Source organism: Cytobacillus spongiae (assembly GCF_021390075.1).
This window is the reverse complement of sequence record NZ_CP089997.1, coordinates 2,573,478-2,588,486: the sequence shown is the minus strand read 5'-3', so window position 1 is coordinate 2,588,486 and position 15,009 is coordinate 2,573,478. Positions and strand designations below refer to the sequence as shown.

The window sequence follows — 15,009 nt, the reverse complement described above, 5'->3', positions numbered from 1 at the left end:
TTGATCCTTCCTTTCTACTCCATTACAAGTTCACAGGTCTCATGTAAGATTATAAAGATAATCTATTATTTTAATATAGTCAATTCTCGGCCGAAAGCCAAGTGAAATCCTATGCCCGTATTCCTCGATCTCTTCTTTACGGATAGACTTTCGCCCACCTTCGTCCATTCTTTTCCAAAATGTTAGAAGGTGAAGGGCTTCAAGAAGAAAGACCTCCTCAGAGGATGAAAACCTTAGAATGACAAAGCTGACTCCATCTTGGGCCATGACGGACTCCATATGCTTTATTTGATGATCATGAAAATTGCTAAGTGGAAAGGATGTTGTGTTTTTCGTTTCCTTTGCCTCGAAATCAATATACTTCCCTTTGTAGACCCCATTATAATCGGTTGTTGATGCTTGTTGAAAATATGCTTCTTTGATGACGGCTGCACTTCTTTGTGGATAATCAACCTTTACGATTTGAAGAGGGGTTGGCTTTTTATGAATAACTGCGATTCCATTAGATAGATAGAATTGATTTGTTTCATTTAAGTCCTCTTCAAGTGTCATTCCTCTATTGCTGTACGTAATTTTTTTCTCTTTCTTTTGAGTGGAGCTAGATTGAGCTTTTGCCTCATACCTTTTCCCATTCGGATAATGAAAATTCATTGTTCTTTCACCTCTTTATTCCTACCTATCATATCAAATAGAAGAGGAGGTTGGTTGAATAAAAAGCACTAAATAACAAAGGCTATTAGTCAAAGTACTAAGTAAAGGGGATTTACTATGTTCAACAAGTATCTACCTACAGATGAAAATTCCCTCCTGCAAAACATTGAAAACATCACAAACGTAAAAAATATAGATAATGTTTCTAGAACATCGGCTTATCAGGGGTATTATCAAAAGCACAAGGACATTCAATGGTCATTCCTCGCAAGCATGGTGTCTCGAAATGCGGGCTGGAATATGTGTGACCTTGAGGGAGATCTATTCCCTGAAATACTTGAGCCAAGTGTCAGGCAGCGTCTGTTTTTGACCTACGAAAGAGCCAATTGGTTGATTTTTAAAGATGCATATCCTCAATTACTTCTATACCATTATTCGACGAAATTAAAGAAGCCAATGTTTCATCTCTTAGAGTTTTTTCATGTTTCATCTTTTATGCAAAGAGAATGGATGTTGTATTGGCATTCCCGTGATTCAAGGCGATTAATGAATGCTTTAATTGTTAATGAACAAAATGTCATTCAAGAGCCCGTCATTAAAAATCACCTCTATCAAAGAAAAGTTTTTCATACAGCAATGTTCTCTTTTCAGGATTGGTTCCATTTTAGCTCCGCCTTATTTCCAACATGTAACGGGGAATTATTTGGTGCAAGTGTAAATGGGTTTAAATCAATCGACAAACGCATTGACCTAGGTAAGAGACTGGCTAACATATTATTCAATCCTCGACTATATCCAGACTTTTTCGAATTTGCCATTAGGACAGCTCATACGGGATCAAGGCACGATTATGAACAATATTTTCCCTATCGAAAAAGGAGAGAAACCCCTTTTTTGCGAATGACTTATCCGGTTGTCAAACACCATATACATAAGTGGACGGATTGGAGCCTGAGGAAAAAAATAAAAAGCAAATGGTTTGAGGGGGAAATCAATCATAAACACCCACTTCAGATTACCGATTGGTACGAAAGGAAGCAGGCGCAATTGAAAGGATTCATCTATCTAAAAAAAGGTTTTTTTAGATGAGAAGTGTCAAGCAACAAAAAACAGTAGACAACTGGAGTGTACTCGAGTTCGTCTACTGTTTCCTCTTTTCCATCTGTCATGATTTTGAATAAGATTCTTTCCTTAAGTTGAAGGACGGTTTGGACCTTCTAATTTTTTGTCTCCATAACCTGTTTTTTTCTCTTCAAGCTTAGCAGGCTGAGCGTTGTTTTTCTTTTTATTAGTTTTCATATCAACACCTCCATATTTAGTTTGTACAGAGGACTTTTTTTTCATTCGAACGAGCGATGTCGAATGCTCAGAAAATGTTAAAAAATAGTTCTTTCTTTGCCGAATCTCTTCTAGTTTTGTCATGTGTGAAGGAAGGCAAAGGAAAAGGAAGAATTAGTTATCATCAAAGCTAAACTTGAATAACAAGCCTATTTGGCATATTAGGAGGTCATTAGGAATGAATCCATCTGTAGTCAATAAAGAAGAACTTCTCTCGATGTTAACTGAAATTCATGATCAGTTGGAGGAGTTAGAATCTTTATTAGAAACAAATCTAACAGACGCTCGAAAAGATCTGCTACAATCGCAATCAACTTACGTAACTAGTTGTGAAGTAAGATTGGATGAGGTGGAAGAAAGAGTTTTGTTTTTCGAAAATGGGATATCAACTAGTAGAAACCAATCGAGTCAATCACGCTTAAAGCTTGAATTAGGATACTAATCTAAATAAAATAAGAATGGGTAATTGAGTAGTAGCTAAATGTGATAGCTACTTTTATTTTTTATAGAAGATATTTTTTTCAAATGGAAGACAGTTTCAAATAAATGGGTTTAGAAAAAAGGAGATATCCGAAGATGAGTGTCAACAAGCTAAAGAGCCTAACAGAGGAACTATTACAATCTGTCGATTCAATTAACGAACGATTTGCCATATCTAAAGAATCGGGGGTTCCTGGAGATTTTTATCAAGAGGTCAAGCCATTTGCAGATGGAGTCAAGCAAAAAAGTGATGAATGGGCTCAGGAGGCAATGCAATGGATAGCAGCCAATCGGCCGAAAAACCTTCATCCAAATCAAATCAACTCGGCGACAGAACAAATGGAATTAATTTCGGTACAGGCATTTTTCCCCGAAGTAAGCAAAACGAGATTTATTAATTACTCACAATCTGTCCAATACGTGTTAAAGGTGCTGAGAGACTATTTGAGCGAAGAGGACTTATAACGGATGAATCGCGGTTTCCTGTCCAAAAAAAATGCTCCGATTAGGAGCGTTATTCAAGGTTGCTGGATGTAAGTTCTTTTTCATGGGGTGACTCCGCTCCAAGAGCTTCGAGGTCTCGAACGAGCTGTCTGTAACTATTAGCTGAAATTTCGTTTTGGATATAAGCTTTTTTGGCAAAGTCTAATAAAGCATTTACATCTGATTCCTGGCTATTCTTTGCTTGTAAGAATTTTTCATTCAGGTCTTGGATATTCATGGATACATCCTCCCTTTAGACTCTTCTATTGTGGTAAACTGCTTTCTCATCCACTACTTAACTGTATCATGGATCGAAGCATTTCATTATTTTTAAAAAATTTTAACTTCCGACAGAGCCTTACATATTTAGACAAAACCGTTACCATAGAGTTAGGATCTCAAAGCAATCATTTTCATATTAGGTCCTTTATGTATTAATCATCACCAAATAGGCGAATCCCTCATAAGTTGTAGTAATGATTAATTCAAGGAGGATGTTTGCCCATGTTTGGCCGAAAAAAGAGACGTCAATCTTATCCGACTTATTGGCAATATTCTAATGGCATCGATTACTATACACCTGGTCAAAGTGATTTTCGTCAATATCCTGCCATGTATCCTTATCCACCAACCTATTGGAATGATTATGCGGTTCAAGGCCAGGGAATTCCTTATGGTCAACCATCAGCAATGGGGATGGAATCGCCGAGTTCGTACCCTTATGGTCAACCTCAACCACCAGCAATGGGGGGGGAATCACCGAATTCGTATCCATATGGTTATCCGCTAGCAATGGGGGCTGAAACACCGAATTCGTATCCATATGGTCATCCGCTAGCAATGGGGGCTGAATCACCAAATTCGTATCCATATGGTCATCCACTGGCAACGGGAATAGAATCACCGAATACGTATCCTTATGGCTTTCAGATGATGAATCCTTACCCAGGTGGTTATCAACAACAAATGAACCATCCTTATGGTAATGGTACACAAATGAACGGGCAGAGTGTTTTCCATAATCCGTTACAGCCAGTGGAAGAAAAGAAAAAGGGCCAGCCTAGCATTCCATATGGCAATGGGGGGAACGCATATATGAATCCTTATCCAAAGCAATCGATGATGCAAAAGCAATCGGGGATGCAGTCGATTATGAATTCGTTTAAGGGGCAGGATGGTTCATTGGATTTTAATAAGATGGTTGATACTGCTGGACAAATGATGAATGCGGTTAACCAGGTTTCTTCGATGGTGAAAGGGATAGGGGGATTTTTTAAGGCATAGGCTGAAGAACCTATGCTTTTTTGTATGCTTATTTTATTCGTTTGTTCGTTTGAAAATGGGACTCTCACTCTCAATGGTCGGTCGTTCATTTCGCTCCATATTACTATGGTTTGTTAAAATGTTAAACACGCACAATTCCAATTACTATTTTTAAATTTTCTATCCTACTTCTTTTGATTTCTCTCCAGTCAATTACTTTCCTTGGTGAAGGAGTCAAGCCTCCTCGGCTTCGCCTGTCTGGTCTTGACTTTTCCTCTTCATCCCGCAGGAGTCAAGTGGCCTCCGCTTCAGTCCACTAAGGTTTTCAAACTTCAAACAATGAAAAAAATCTAACACTAATAGATCTGAATTTTAATTCTGATTCGTTTCATTCCACTGCATCCACAAACTTCCTTTAATAAAAAAATAGAGTCTCCTTTCAACCTCTGTCACCAAATCTTCACATGTTTTCGTGAACCCCCTTGTCCGTTTGCCCTTAAAAATCACTATATAAAAGGTGAAGGATATTTTATGTGAAGAAGGGACTGGGTGTTGATGGCGATGTATCGAATGGTTCGTACGGATTTTTGGAAGATTCCGATGGTTATGGAGGAGATGTCACCGGAGGATAAGTATTTTTATTTGTATTTGTTGACGAATCCGAATACGAAGCAGATAGGGATCTATACGATTACGAAGAAGCAGATGGCTTTTGATGTGGGCTATTCAATGGAGACGGTGCAGGCGTTGATGGATCGTTTTTGCTTCCATCACAAGCTGATTCGCTATAATCCAGAAACATGGGAGCTCGCGATTAAAGAGTGGGGGAAATATAATCTCCAAAAAGGCGGCAAGCCGGTCATGGATTGTATGTATTCTGAATTGAAAGAGGTTGTCGACACGTCGTTGATTTCTTATGTGATGGAATCGATTAATAAGCAGGAATTTCGTGAACTGTTTGAATCCTTTTGTCATGTGGAGCCATTAGAAGAGGAAGAACTAGATTTAGAAGAAGAACCACTTGAACCCCTAGTAACATGCCATTCTACGATACGTGGGCAAAAAGAAAAAGAAAAAGAAAAAGAAAAACAAAAACAAAAACAAAAAGAAAAACAAAAACAAAAACAACAAGAAAAAGAAAAACAAATACAAAAAGAAACAGAACAAAATCAAAATGGAGAAAAAAACAAACATATACACTCTCCATCTCAACAAAAGAAAAACGATGTAGAAGATGTAGTCGTATTTTGGGATAATAATGGATTTGGTAGTACAAACATACATGGGAAAGAACAGTTACTGATGTGGTTAGATAAAGATGTTTTTTTACAACCGAAAGAAGTTATTATAAAAGCAATGGAAATTGCATGTGCAAATAATAAGAGAATGCTCAATTATGTGATAGGAATATTAAATAACTGGAAAAATCTAAGGTTATTAACGGTTCGAGAGATAGATTTACACGTAGAAAAGCAAAAAAATATAAAAAAACAACCACCTGAGGCCAAAGTATTGCCACCAGGAAGAGATATTCCCAGGAATTTTATATTCGATCTGACTGCAGGTGAAAGGGAATGACAGATTTAGCAGAGATGGTTAGTAGTAATAGGGCAGGATGCTTACATTTTAACAGAGACGAATAAGTGGCTAACGGTATTTATTTATGAATGAAACAAAAAAAGAAGAAATCTCGTCTAACTGTTGGTGAAACTTTCAGAATAAAAGGATTTTATTGACAATTCTATCGAACAATTAGAAAATAATAGAATGACTTCAGGTCATGAAAGGGGGGGATGATTTGTTGCGTCTTATTCAGCAAATAATCATAATATTTTTACTCATATTATTTTTAGCTGGTTTACCTGCTATAGTGTCCATCAGTCCGATAACGGGTACAATTAGCTGGCATCCAGAACGAATGCTGCCAATTTATAAGACTTTCATCCAGAACATAAGTGAAGGAAACTTAGGTACATATCATTTGGGAGCGACAGAAAGACAGATTTCCAACGATATTAAGGACAATTTTTTTACGAGTTTAGGGATGGTGCTGATCGGCGTCAATGTAGCTTTAGTTTTAAGCGTTTTATTTGGCGTTTTTCTGAGCAGGTTTAAGTCAACCAAACTCTTTAATTACTTGTTAAATTTTCTCTCAGCTATCCCTGATTTTATATTAATTATCGCGCTTCTCATTTTTGCAATCAAAATATTTAAATGGACAGGCGTGAAGGTCATCTCGTTAAGACCAGATGCTGGTGCACTTAATACCTGGTTTCCTACCATGCTTGTTAGCATTGCACCTACCCTTTATTTGTTTAAAATCGTATCGGTTAAATACTATCAAATTAGTGGGGAAGACTATATAAAAACAGCAGTAGCGAAAGGGATGGGCATTAACTATATTAATCTTAAGCATATCTTTAAAAATATCGAGCCTTTTATTCTTGCTGAGCTAACAAAAGTGATTTCCTTGGCGATTGGAAACCTATTCATTATTGAATACTTGTTAAACGTTCCTGGAATCACGAAATTTATATTTTTAAGTTATGAAACGCAGGCAATTGCTGTTGGGTTATTCTCAATATTGTTGATTTCCGTCATCGTTTACCTTTCTATAAGACTATTATTATATCTTTTTAAAAGAGGTTTGATTCATGAATAAGCGGTACCAGTTGAATTACTCATTATATATCGGTGTATTTCTTGTCTCGATCATCTTTTTCTTAAGTATGTTTGGACCCATACTAGCACCTCATCCACCCAATGTTCCTTTGGAAACACAATATACAGATGGTGAGTTATTATCGCCACCAATCAAACCAATGGAATCCAATCGGTATCCATTTGGAACGGATTATGGGGGATATGACCTTCTGAGCAAGGTATTATATGGGATCCGATATACAATTGGAATTGCTCTAGCTGTAACCATCTTAAAAATGTTTTTTGGAACCGTAATCGGTCTATATGCAGGTACGTTGAAAAGAACGCCTAGTTGGATGGAGGCGTTTGAAAATACCTGGAGCTATGTTCCAATATTCCTCGTATTGTACTTTTTCTTATTGCCGATTAATTTTAATGAAGCGATCGACACTTCGACTCTCGTTCTATTTTTTATTGTGATTACAACGATGGTAAGCATTCCAAGTATCGTATCTTCTATCCGAAAAAAAACACAGGAAGAATATAAGTATGCATATATAGATGCGGCGAAAACATTGGGTGCCAATCGACATCGCTTGATTTGGAAGCATATTTTTCCCCAAATGAAAGAGTCGTTGTTAGTAATGTTTTTGCTTGAAATTGTCTATGTTATTACGATTATGGGGCAGTTAGCATTAGTGAACATCTTTGTTGGAGGGACTAAAGTGACGTATGATCCGATCTTATATCACTCCCAAACTTTGGAACTTGCTGGACTTGTCGGCCAATCAAGAGACTACATATATGGAAATACTCATATCCTGATTACCCCATTGATCGTATTATTATTCACTACAATTGGGTTTAGCCTTTTAGCGAATGGGCTAAAAAATCGCTTTCAATCAACTTATCAGCGTACACCTTGGATTCGAACAGGACATGCAGCCATTTTGAAGCCAGTCCGGAAGGCGTATGGAAAACAAGCTATGCTATGGTCGCTAACAGGTGAAAAGCTTGCCATGAGCTGTTTTATTCTTTTATTCATCACTGCTGGATCCTATGTATATATGACAAAGGATGATGATGTCGGCGTGAAAAATGGTAGTAAGGCGAAGTATGATCTCTCGTTAAGAATGAATGAAGAAGGGGAGTTTACGACAAATGCTTCGATTGAGGTCAAGAATCATTCTAACGATAGCTGGGAAGATATTGTGTTTTATTTTATCCCAAATGTATTTAGAGAGGGTCATTCCTTTAAAAGTGTAAAGGGAAGTGCACAAGTTAATATTCAGAGTGTAAAAGCGAATGGAGTGGAACAGACTTACGACTTAACAGAAGATACGTTTACGATTAAATTATCGGAAGAGCTGAAAAAAAGGGATAAGGCCACTGTTGAAATTACGTATTCTTTTACCGTCCCTGAGGAAGGGAACCGTTTTTCAAAGGTGGATGAAAATTATTATTTAGCACAATGGTACCCAATGCTCGCTACTTATCAAGGAGGAAAATGGAACAAAGGCCCATACTCTGAAGGGGTAGAAACGTATCATACCGATTTCTCCGATTTCCGTGTGGCCTACGAGCTACCAGCTGGCTATTCCATCGTTTCAACAGCGGACAAAGATGGAGAGCTTGAGCAAAATAAAGGGACAGTGAAAATGAAGAAGGTGAGAGATTACTTTATTGCGATTATCAAAGATATGAAGGTTTATGAGACGGAGGTCGACGATGGTGTCAAAATTCGCCTGTTTGCGAAAGAAGATCATGATAAAGATCCTGATCAAGCTCTTGAGATTGCAAAAGACGCACTATCCTTTTACCAACAGAATATTGGGGAGTATCCTCATCAACAGTTAGATATTGTGTTTGATGATGGTCCTTTTATGGAATACCCAGGAATCGTAACAGTTAATCCATATGTTAATGATGATTCTTTTTTTGAACTTTCCATCGTACATGAAATTGCCCATCAGTACTTTTATGGTGTCGTTTCAAATGATCCGTACCATGAGGGCTGGATTGACGAAGGCATTACTGAGTTTGCAACATCCCTTTATTATTTTGTCGGACAGAACCAAAGAGATTCTATCGCATTTTCCCTTCCTAGATCCCGGATGAAGCGAATCGAAGAGCTAGAGTTAGGAAGGCAGCATTCGAATGTAACGGTAGATGAATTAAAACATACCGGTTATTTATACGGTCAACCAGCAATTGAAATCTATCAGATGATTCTTGAAAAATATCGGAATCTGGGAGATCATCCAAAAGAAGTTGCTGTTGCCTTTTTGCAGGATTATTATGAGCATTTTAAGTACAAAGAAGTGGATACGGAAGAATTCGTTTCCTTTTCAAAAGCTTATTTCGAAGTGCCAACCGATTATTTTAACAACTGGCTCGATACGAAAAACGTACAAAAATAGTTAACAACGAAACGGCACCGCCAATTGTTTGCTCTCACAATTTGACGGTGCCGTTTTTTTGGATATTACTCTGCATCAATGATGACCGTTTTCCCTTTCGGTTTGGGAACTTTAATTTGAAGCAACCCATCTCTGTAGGATGCTTTTACCTGTTTTTCTGGAATGGGGTGAGACAGCATAATGGATCGACTCATTTTTTGTATATGCTGCTGTTTTCGATACATTTTCTGCGCTTGGTCCTCTTCGAAAACTGATTCTTGATGTTGAACAGTAATCGATAAAGTATGGTTTAGAATATCGATGTGGATTTGGTCCTTCTTTATACCTGGAAGCTCTGCGGTAATGATATGCTCGTGATCCTTTTCCACATGATTGACACGAAACGATGGCGTGGCTGGAAATGGTGATTGAAAAAAATCATCAATGTTTTGTAAAAGTCCTTTAACAGGTCTTTCGTTGAAAAAATGATTCATCGATTTCATGATCTCACCGAAAGGTTCATTCCGATTGCGTTTTTGTTGGTGGTCATCTTTAGGTGGTTTAGAAGACATGTCTTCATCTCCTCTCAACAGTTTTCCTCCTTGATAATATATGCACGAGAATAGGCGTTGTTCTTGGAAGCAAGCTGTTCTCTGATTTTCATTTCAAGTGAAGTAAATATGAACGATTTTTGACAGTTCCTAGAGGTGTGATACGAATCACACTAAGTTAGGCTTTTGAAAGGTATTCTAAAACTGTAATAAGAAGGTAGAGAGGGGATATGAATATGTTTTGTTATCAATGTGAGCAAACTCCATCTGGGGGATGTAAAATAATTGGAGTTTGTGGAAAAGATGAAACGATTGCAAGTTTACAAGATACGATTATCTTTGGGTTAAAAGGAATCGCAGCTTACCGAACACATGCTAATCAACTTGGGTATACCGACCCTTTTGTAGATGCTACAACACATGAAGCATTATATATGACATTAACAAACTCTAATTTTAATGTACAAGAACATATTGATATGGCAATGAAGGTTGGACAATCAGCCGTTCGAATGATGGAAGTGTTAGATGAAGCACATACGAAAAGGCTAGGTATTCCGCAGCCCATTCGTGTTTCCCAAAATAAAATTGAAGGCAAATCTATTATTGTAACAGGTCATAACTTATTTGCACTTGAGGAGCTTTTGAAGCAAACAGAAGGTAAAGGAATCAATATTTATACCCATTCAGAAATGCTTCCTGCACACGGATACCCACAGTTAAAGAAATATGCCCATCTGAAGGGGAATATCGGAAAAGCATGGTATGATCAACGACGCTTATTTGAGAAGTTCCCAGGAGCTATTTTGGCCACAACTAACTGTGTGATGCCGATCAAAGGTACATATGCCGATCGGATGTTCTCATATGAAGTAGCAGGCCTTGAAAATGTGTTAAAGATCGAGAATGATGACTTTAGTCCGCTAATCAATCGCGCATTAGAGCTTCCAGAGGCAAATATTGAGTCTGATGAAACATTACTAACAGGCTTCCACCATGAAACCGTATTAGGACTTGCACCAGAAGTAATCGATGCAGTTAAAGCAGGAAAAATTAAAAGATTCTTTGTTATTGCAGGCTGTGACGCACCTGGAAAAGGCGGAGAATACTACCGCGAGCTAGCCACATCATTACCTCCAGAAACCGTCATTTTAACCACATCTTGCGGGAAATTCCGTTTCAATGATGTAGACTACGGTGTCGTTCCTGGAACAGAGATTCCAAGATATATTGACTTAGGGCAATGTAATAATTCAGGGTCAACTGTGAAAATTGCGAAAGCATTAGCAGATGCGTTTGAATGTGAAATTAATGAGCTTCCAGTTAGTATTGTCTTATCTTGGTTCGAACAAAAAGCGGTAGCGATTTTATTAGGGTTATTTAGTCTAGGGATTAAAGACATTCGCATTGGGCCGAAGCCGCCTGAATTCATCTCTGAAGGTGTGATGAATGTTTTACAAGAAACCTTTAACTTAAAATTAATTGGAACGGCAAAAGAGGATATGGAAGAAATGCTGGAGCTATCTGCCAAGTAAGTTAGTTGGTTTGTGTATCTCTAATGATAGCGGTTAATTTTACTAGATAACGAGAACATAAATAAGGCAAACTTAAATTCTTGCCCATATAGCATACCAATTCGTTAACGGATTGGTATGCTATTTTTTTGAGAGGAAGTTAGAAAAATGGAAAATAAGATGTTGGCAGGAATAAGTGTTTTGATGGGTAATATTATATATTGAATAGATTTCAGAATTAAGGATAGTTGAAGGGGAGTTGGATATGAAGGAACGATCAGAAAAAAGGTATCATGCGCCTACTGGTTCAAAAAGTGCGATTACATTTGGTTCGGCTTTAGCAATTGCAATATCTTGGAGTATTCATCAATCTGTTCTCTGGGCCATTATTCACGGGTTCTTTAGTTGGTTCTATGTCATCTATTATGTATTAACAAGGTAAAGGGTCATTGAAGTGAATTCTATGGATTTACGATGGAAGAGCTGTTGAAAGGGTGATTTTCGCTGCAGGCGCTGGCTTATCTTGGGACAAATTTGGGAGGCTCACTGACGCTAACTCTGAAGTGACAGGTTGTTTCGCTTTAAGGGAGGGCGGTGAGCCTCCTCATCGACTAAATCACTTCCTTGGTCTTACCTGTTCTCCTAGTCCAGAAATTCTGCCACCATACATGGTAAATCGCGCTAGTTATGAGGGGAACTGAGCAACTACCATAGTTTTCACACTTCAAATCAATGAATATAGCTTTCGCTTAATAGTTTGATTGTGCCAATGTGAGTTCGTTTCATTATGCTCCGCCACTTGCTTTCCGCAGGGAGGAAGTCAAGCCTCCTCAGCTCGCTTTCGGGGTCTTGACTTTTCCTCTTTATTCCTCAAGAGTTTTACACACCTTCGGTTCCAATCACCTACTACAAATATCATCCTTGCCTTAAATCAATTCATCCAAGAGCGATTCTTTTTCATAAATCATATCTCCATTTGCCGTCACTTCGAGTAACTGCTTTTTCTTCATTTTCGTTAATGTTCTGCTGACGGTTTCTCTTGTTGTTCCGATCATGTTGGCTAGATCCTTGTTTGTGAAATCAGCTTTTAGCACTATTTTTCCATCAGCGGTTTCTTGTCCATGTAAGTTTCCTAGTCGAACGATGAGCTTAATAATTTGTTCGTACGTGTTATTTAGAATTTGTGCTTCTAGCCGTTCTTGAAGATCCACTATTTTCTCCCCAAGAACTTTAAAAACCTTTATGCTTAATTCTGGGTTAGCAATCAACACTTTTTCAAATTGATTTATAGGAACAACCACTAGGGTGCAATCCTCTAATGCTTCTGAATAGGCTGGATAATTGCCCTTTCGAAAAAAACCTACATGTGGAAACATTTCGCCTTGCTTTAATATCGCTACTATTTGTTCTTTTCCATTGATATCACTCTTGTAGATTTTGATTTTTCCATCCACTATAAAATACACATTTTCAATCGGTTCATCCTGCATGAATATGTGATTGCCTTTTTTCCAGTCACGAGGAATTGAAATTTCAATGATCTTATCGATTTCTTGATTATTTAATTCCCTAAATAAGGAAAACTTTGACAACACCTCTTTAATTTCAACTCGCTCCATTTTTTCGACACCTCTTATGAATGATGAAATACATTCTCCATTCTAATGAATACTCTTATTTTAGCAAAAAAAGTGTTGTCAAAAAGGGCTGAACATCTAAATATATCGAACTTTTTTCGAAAAAACCTTTTTTAGCCCTTCGGCAAAGAGATTAAATGTGAAAATGGCAAACGTCATGGCGAAAGCAGAAAAGAATGGAATCCAAATCGGACCACGAATATCTTGAAATGCGTTAATTAACATCATCGGCCAGGTAATCGAATTATTGATTAGCTCAAAGCCGCCTGCTTCATTTTGAATAAATTCCTGCGATATGAAAATGCCAATAAAGCCTAATTGCCCAAGGAGAAACATCACTTTTCCTAAGTCAGAAATGGCATAAACAAATATCCTTCCATACAAGAATGGTAAGATGTAAGCGGTGAAAATGCGAACTGGAGTTGCACCAGCTGCTATGCCTCCAAGTACGTATTCTCTTTTCGATAATTCATCCATTTCTAAGCGAATCATATCAGCTGCACGCCCAACTTCAACCAAAGCAATAATGAGAATTATATAATAGGGTCTCGTATCAATGGTTAATATCGGTGGCAACATCACAAGTAAGATAACGATAATAATAGTAGGGATATAGGACAATAGCCCATTGATGCATGGTAAAAAATAGTGTGCGCCAAATCGATTCTTATGGGCGAAAAAAGCCAATGGAATGGCAAAGATATAACGAATGATAGTTATAAGGAGAACGATGATTAATGTTTCTCTTGCGCCCATCACGAGAAGACTAAATAGGTCCCTTCCTTTTGTGTCCGTCCCAAACCAATGTTCACTTGACGGGGGATAGGGTGGTATGACTGGCTTTTTATTTTCATCAAGTATGTATGTAATAGTGGAAAGCTCGCGATCAACGAAAGGTAGAATAGGACCGACAATAGTGAATAATAATAAGCTCGCTAGCATGAAACCTCCTATACAAACGAGGTAATACTTCTGAATAAAAGATTCCCTTTTCATTCTCTTTCCTCCACTTCGATAGGCATTAAGTAATATTTAAGTGACTGCGAGAGAACAATGGTTGCGAACATTAATAGTAGAAAGGGGAGCATTAAGGCTAACGATCGGATCTCATCATTTCTAAGGATGCTTCCAAGTAGTTCTTTTCCTGCACCATTATAACCAGAAAGTTTCTCGATAATTGGTAAACTTGTTAAAATATATAGCATAGTGAGCTGCGCTTGATTAAGAATTGCCGGCCAGCAGTTCCAAAGCATGTGGAGAAGTGCTTTCACATGACCAAGTCCCTTTGCATAAACCGTCCGGATGTATTCTCTCCCCATTTCATTTTCAAGTGTTGTGGATGTGAATTTAACCATGTGAGTTAACGGGAAAATTATTAATGAAATAAGGGGAATGATAAAGCTATACCACTGTTCATGCCCAAATAGATGAATATGTGGCAGACCGAGTCGGATTAGTTTTATTAATAGATATTGAATAGAGATATATAGAAAAAAGTCTGGAATAGACGAAAAAACCCAAAAAAGAAAGGCAGAGATTTTCCCTCTCTTACGGTCTCGGTGATAGAATTGCAGTACTCCTAGCAATATTCCGAGTCCCATACTAATGAAGAATGCAGGTAAAATAATTTTCAAGCTTCTTGTTACGTACAACTTGGCTTCTTCGCGAATAGATTCCCCTGTACTGCTAATTCCAAAGCCTTTTTCTGTTTGAAAATGAAGAATAAATTCATCCATATTTTCTACATATTTTTCTACACTAAATGGGTAGGATGCTTCTATATGATAGGATGAAAACACCTCGATTTCTTTTTCCCTAGGCAAGAGCAACAGGAGAATAAAACCGATAAGGATGAAAGAAAAGATAGATGTATATTTTAGTAATTTGATAATCATGTTTGTCCCCTTTAATTAATTTCAGAATATTTCCACTTATATCATTGCAAACATCCGAATAATAGTCAATTTTTTCCTTTGGATTCATATTGGATAAAAAGATAAATTTACTACTTTTGAAACGAACGTTTATTCGATACAATAATATAAATGAG

General features: G+C 37.5%; 16 protein-coding genes. 9 read left to right on the top strand and 7 right to left on the bottom strand.

Going from position 1 to position 15,009, the window contains the following annotated elements; translation table 11 throughout:
* Positions 1 to 39: 39 nt before the first annotated feature.
* Positions 40 to 651, bottom strand: coding sequence for a Holliday junction resolvase RecU (gene recU / locus LS684_RS13120; protein ID WP_233806551.1), 612 nt, complete (start codon positions 649 to 651; stop codon positions 40 to 42).
* 117 nt (positions 652 to 768) lie between these two features.
* Between recU and LS684_RS13115 the strand changes: the two genes are divergently transcribed.
* On the top strand, positions 769 to 1,740 hold the full coding sequence (locus LS684_RS13115; RefSeq protein ID WP_233806549.1) for a DUF2515 domain-containing protein: 972 nt from the start codon (positions 769 to 771) through the stop codon (positions 1,738 to 1,740).
* 102 nt (positions 1,741 to 1,842) lie between these two features.
* Here the strand turns inward: LS684_RS13115 and LS684_RS24395 are convergent, their stop codons facing one another.
* Positions 1,843 to 1,950, bottom strand: a complete 108-nt coding sequence (locus LS684_RS24395; protein ID WP_489886014.1) for a hypothetical protein — start codon at positions 1,948 to 1,950, stop codon at positions 1,843 to 1,845.
* Between the two features lie 217 nt (positions 1,951 to 2,167).
* On the opposite strand from LS684_RS24395, the gene LS684_RS13110 reads away from it, so the two are divergent.
* Positions 2,168 to 2,431 carry a hypothetical protein gene (locus LS684_RS13110; RefSeq protein WP_233806547.1) on the top strand — a complete coding sequence of 88 codons (264 nt, stop codon included), beginning with the start codon at positions 2,168 to 2,170 and terminating at the stop codon, positions 2,429 to 2,431.
* A gap of 134 nt (positions 2,432 to 2,565) precedes the next feature.
* Positions 2,566 to 2,934, top strand: coding sequence for a YppE family protein (locus LS684_RS13105; protein WP_233806545.1), 369 nt, complete (start codon positions 2,566 to 2,568; stop codon positions 2,932 to 2,934).
* A 49-nt stretch (positions 2,935 to 2,983) separates the two neighbouring features.
* On the opposite strand, the gene yppF is transcribed toward LS684_RS13105, so the two are convergent.
* On the bottom strand, positions 2,984 to 3,190 hold the full coding sequence (yppF, locus tag LS684_RS13100) for a YppF family protein (protein WP_233806543.1): 207 nt from the start codon (positions 3,188 to 3,190) through the stop codon (positions 2,984 to 2,986).
* Between the two features lie 266 nt (positions 3,191 to 3,456).
* Here yppF and LS684_RS24225 point away from each other — a divergent pair, with 266 nt between their 5' ends.
* The 4 genes from LS684_RS24225 to LS684_RS13080 all read left to right on the top strand — a co-directional run bounded on the left by LS684_RS24225 (position 3,457) and on the right by LS684_RS13080 (position 9,278).
* Positions 3,457 to 4,236, top strand: a complete 780-nt coding sequence (locus tag LS684_RS24225; RefSeq protein WP_349293060.1) for a YppG family protein — start codon at positions 3,457 to 3,459, stop codon at positions 4,234 to 4,236.
* A 534-nt stretch (positions 4,237 to 4,770) separates the two neighbouring features.
* On the top strand, positions 4,771 to 5,793 hold the full coding sequence (locus tag LS684_RS13090; RefSeq protein ID WP_233811654.1) for a DnaD domain-containing protein: 1,023 nt from the start codon (positions 4,771 to 4,773) through the stop codon (positions 5,791 to 5,793).
* Positions 5,794 to 6,013: 220 nt separating this feature from the next.
* Positions 6,014 to 6,877: an ABC transporter permease subunit gene (locus LS684_RS13085; RefSeq protein ID WP_233806541.1), complete on the top strand. Its 864-nt coding sequence runs from the start codon at positions 6,014 to 6,016 to the stop codon at positions 6,875 to 6,877.
* Entirely contained in the window at positions 6,870 to 9,278 is a 2,409-nt protein-coding gene (locus tag LS684_RS13080) for an ABC transporter permease subunit (RefSeq protein WP_233806539.1), read from the top strand. The genes LS684_RS13085 and LS684_RS13080 overlap by 8 nt, the downstream gene beginning before the upstream one ends.
* Positions 9,279 to 9,343: 65 nt before the next feature.
* Here LS684_RS13080 and LS684_RS13075 read toward each other — a convergent pair whose 3' ends face one another.
* Positions 9,344 to 9,847, bottom strand: coding sequence for an Hsp20 family protein (locus LS684_RS13075; protein WP_349293059.1), 504 nt, complete (start codon positions 9,845 to 9,847; stop codon positions 9,344 to 9,346).
* A gap of 197 nt (positions 9,848 to 10,044) precedes the next feature.
* On the opposite strand from LS684_RS13075, the gene hcp reads away from it, so the two are divergent.
* The gene (gene hcp / locus LS684_RS13070; RefSeq protein ID WP_349293058.1) at positions 10,045 to 11,343 is read left to right on the top strand and encodes a hydroxylamine reductase; all 1,299 of its coding nucleotides are present in this window, start codon (positions 10,045 to 10,047) and stop codon (positions 11,341 to 11,343) included.
* A gap of 244 nt (positions 11,344 to 11,587) precedes the next feature.
* The gene (locus tag LS684_RS13065; RefSeq protein ID WP_233806535.1) at positions 11,588 to 11,764 is read left to right on the top strand and encodes a hypothetical protein; all 177 of its coding nucleotides are present in this window, start codon (positions 11,588 to 11,590) and stop codon (positions 11,762 to 11,764) included.
* A gap of 484 nt (positions 11,765 to 12,248) precedes the next feature.
* Here the strand turns inward: LS684_RS13065 and LS684_RS13060 are convergent, their stop codons facing one another.
* The 3 genes from LS684_RS13060 to LS684_RS13050 all read right to left on the bottom strand — a co-directional run bounded on the left by LS684_RS13060 (position 12,249) and on the right by LS684_RS13050 (position 14,854).
* Positions 12,249 to 12,941: a Crp/Fnr family transcriptional regulator gene (locus LS684_RS13060; protein WP_233806533.1), complete on the bottom strand. Its 693-nt coding sequence runs from the start codon at positions 12,939 to 12,941 to the stop codon at positions 12,249 to 12,251.
* A 96-nt stretch (positions 12,942 to 13,037) separates the two neighbouring features.
* Positions 13,038 to 13,955 carry an ABC transporter permease subunit gene (locus LS684_RS13055; protein WP_233806531.1) on the bottom strand — a complete coding sequence of 306 codons (918 nt, stop codon included), beginning with the start codon at positions 13,953 to 13,955 and terminating at the stop codon, positions 13,038 to 13,040.
* Positions 13,952 to 14,854, bottom strand: coding sequence for an ABC transporter permease subunit (locus LS684_RS13050; RefSeq protein ID WP_233806529.1), 903 nt, complete (start codon positions 14,852 to 14,854; stop codon positions 13,952 to 13,954). Before LS684_RS13050 ends, LS684_RS13055 begins: the two co-directional genes overlap by 4 nt.
* Between the last annotated feature and the right edge of the window lie 155 nt (positions 14,855 to 15,009).

Excerpts from the sequence above, each read along its gene's own strand:
- recU (WP_233806551.1), bottom strand. The coding sequence starts at position 651 with ATGAATTTTCATTATCCGAATGGGAAAAGGTATGAGGCAAAAGCTCAA.
- LS684_RS13115 (WP_233806549.1), top strand. The coding sequence starts at position 769 with ATGTTCAACAAGTATCTACCTACAGATGAAAATTCCCTCCTGCAAAAC.
- LS684_RS24395 (WP_489886014.1), bottom strand. The coding sequence starts at position 1,950 with ATGAAAACTAATAAAAAGAAAAACAACGCTCAGCCTGCTAAGCTTGAA.
- LS684_RS13110 (WP_233806547.1), top strand. The coding sequence starts at position 2,168 with ATGAATCCATCTGTAGTCAATAAAGAAGAACTTCTCTCGATGTTAACT.
- LS684_RS13105 (WP_233806545.1), top strand. The coding sequence starts at position 2,566 with ATGAGTGTCAACAAGCTAAAGAGCCTAACAGAGGAACTATTACAATCT.
- yppF (WP_233806543.1), bottom strand. The coding sequence starts at position 3,190 with ATGAATATCCAAGACCTGAATGAAAAATTCTTACAAGCAAAGAATAGC.
- LS684_RS24225 (WP_349293060.1), top strand. The coding sequence starts at position 3,457 with ATGTTTGGCCGAAAAAAGAGACGTCAATCTTATCCGACTTATTGGCAA.
- LS684_RS13090 (WP_233811654.1), top strand. The coding sequence starts at position 4,771 with ATGGCGATGTATCGAATGGTTCGTACGGATTTTTGGAAGATTCCGATG.
- LS684_RS13080 (WP_233806539.1), top strand. The coding sequence starts at position 6,870 with ATGAATAAGCGGTACCAGTTGAATTACTCATTATATATCGGTGTATTT.
- hcp (WP_349293058.1), top strand. The coding sequence starts at position 10,045 with ATGTTTTGTTATCAATGTGAGCAAACTCCATCTGGGGGATGTAAAATA.
- LS684_RS13065 (WP_233806535.1), top strand. The coding sequence starts at position 11,588 with ATGAAGGAACGATCAGAAAAAAGGTATCATGCGCCTACTGGTTCAAAA.
- LS684_RS13060 (WP_233806533.1), bottom strand. The coding sequence starts at position 12,941 with ATGGAGCGAGTTGAAATTAAAGAGGTGTTGTCAAAGTTTTCCTTATTT.
- LS684_RS13055 (WP_233806531.1), bottom strand. The coding sequence starts at position 13,955 with ATGAAAAGGGAATCTTTTATTCAGAAGTATTACCTCGTTTGTATAGGA.
- LS684_RS13050 (WP_233806529.1), bottom strand. The coding sequence starts at position 14,854 with ATGATTATCAAATTACTAAAATATACATCTATCTTTTCTTTCATCCTT.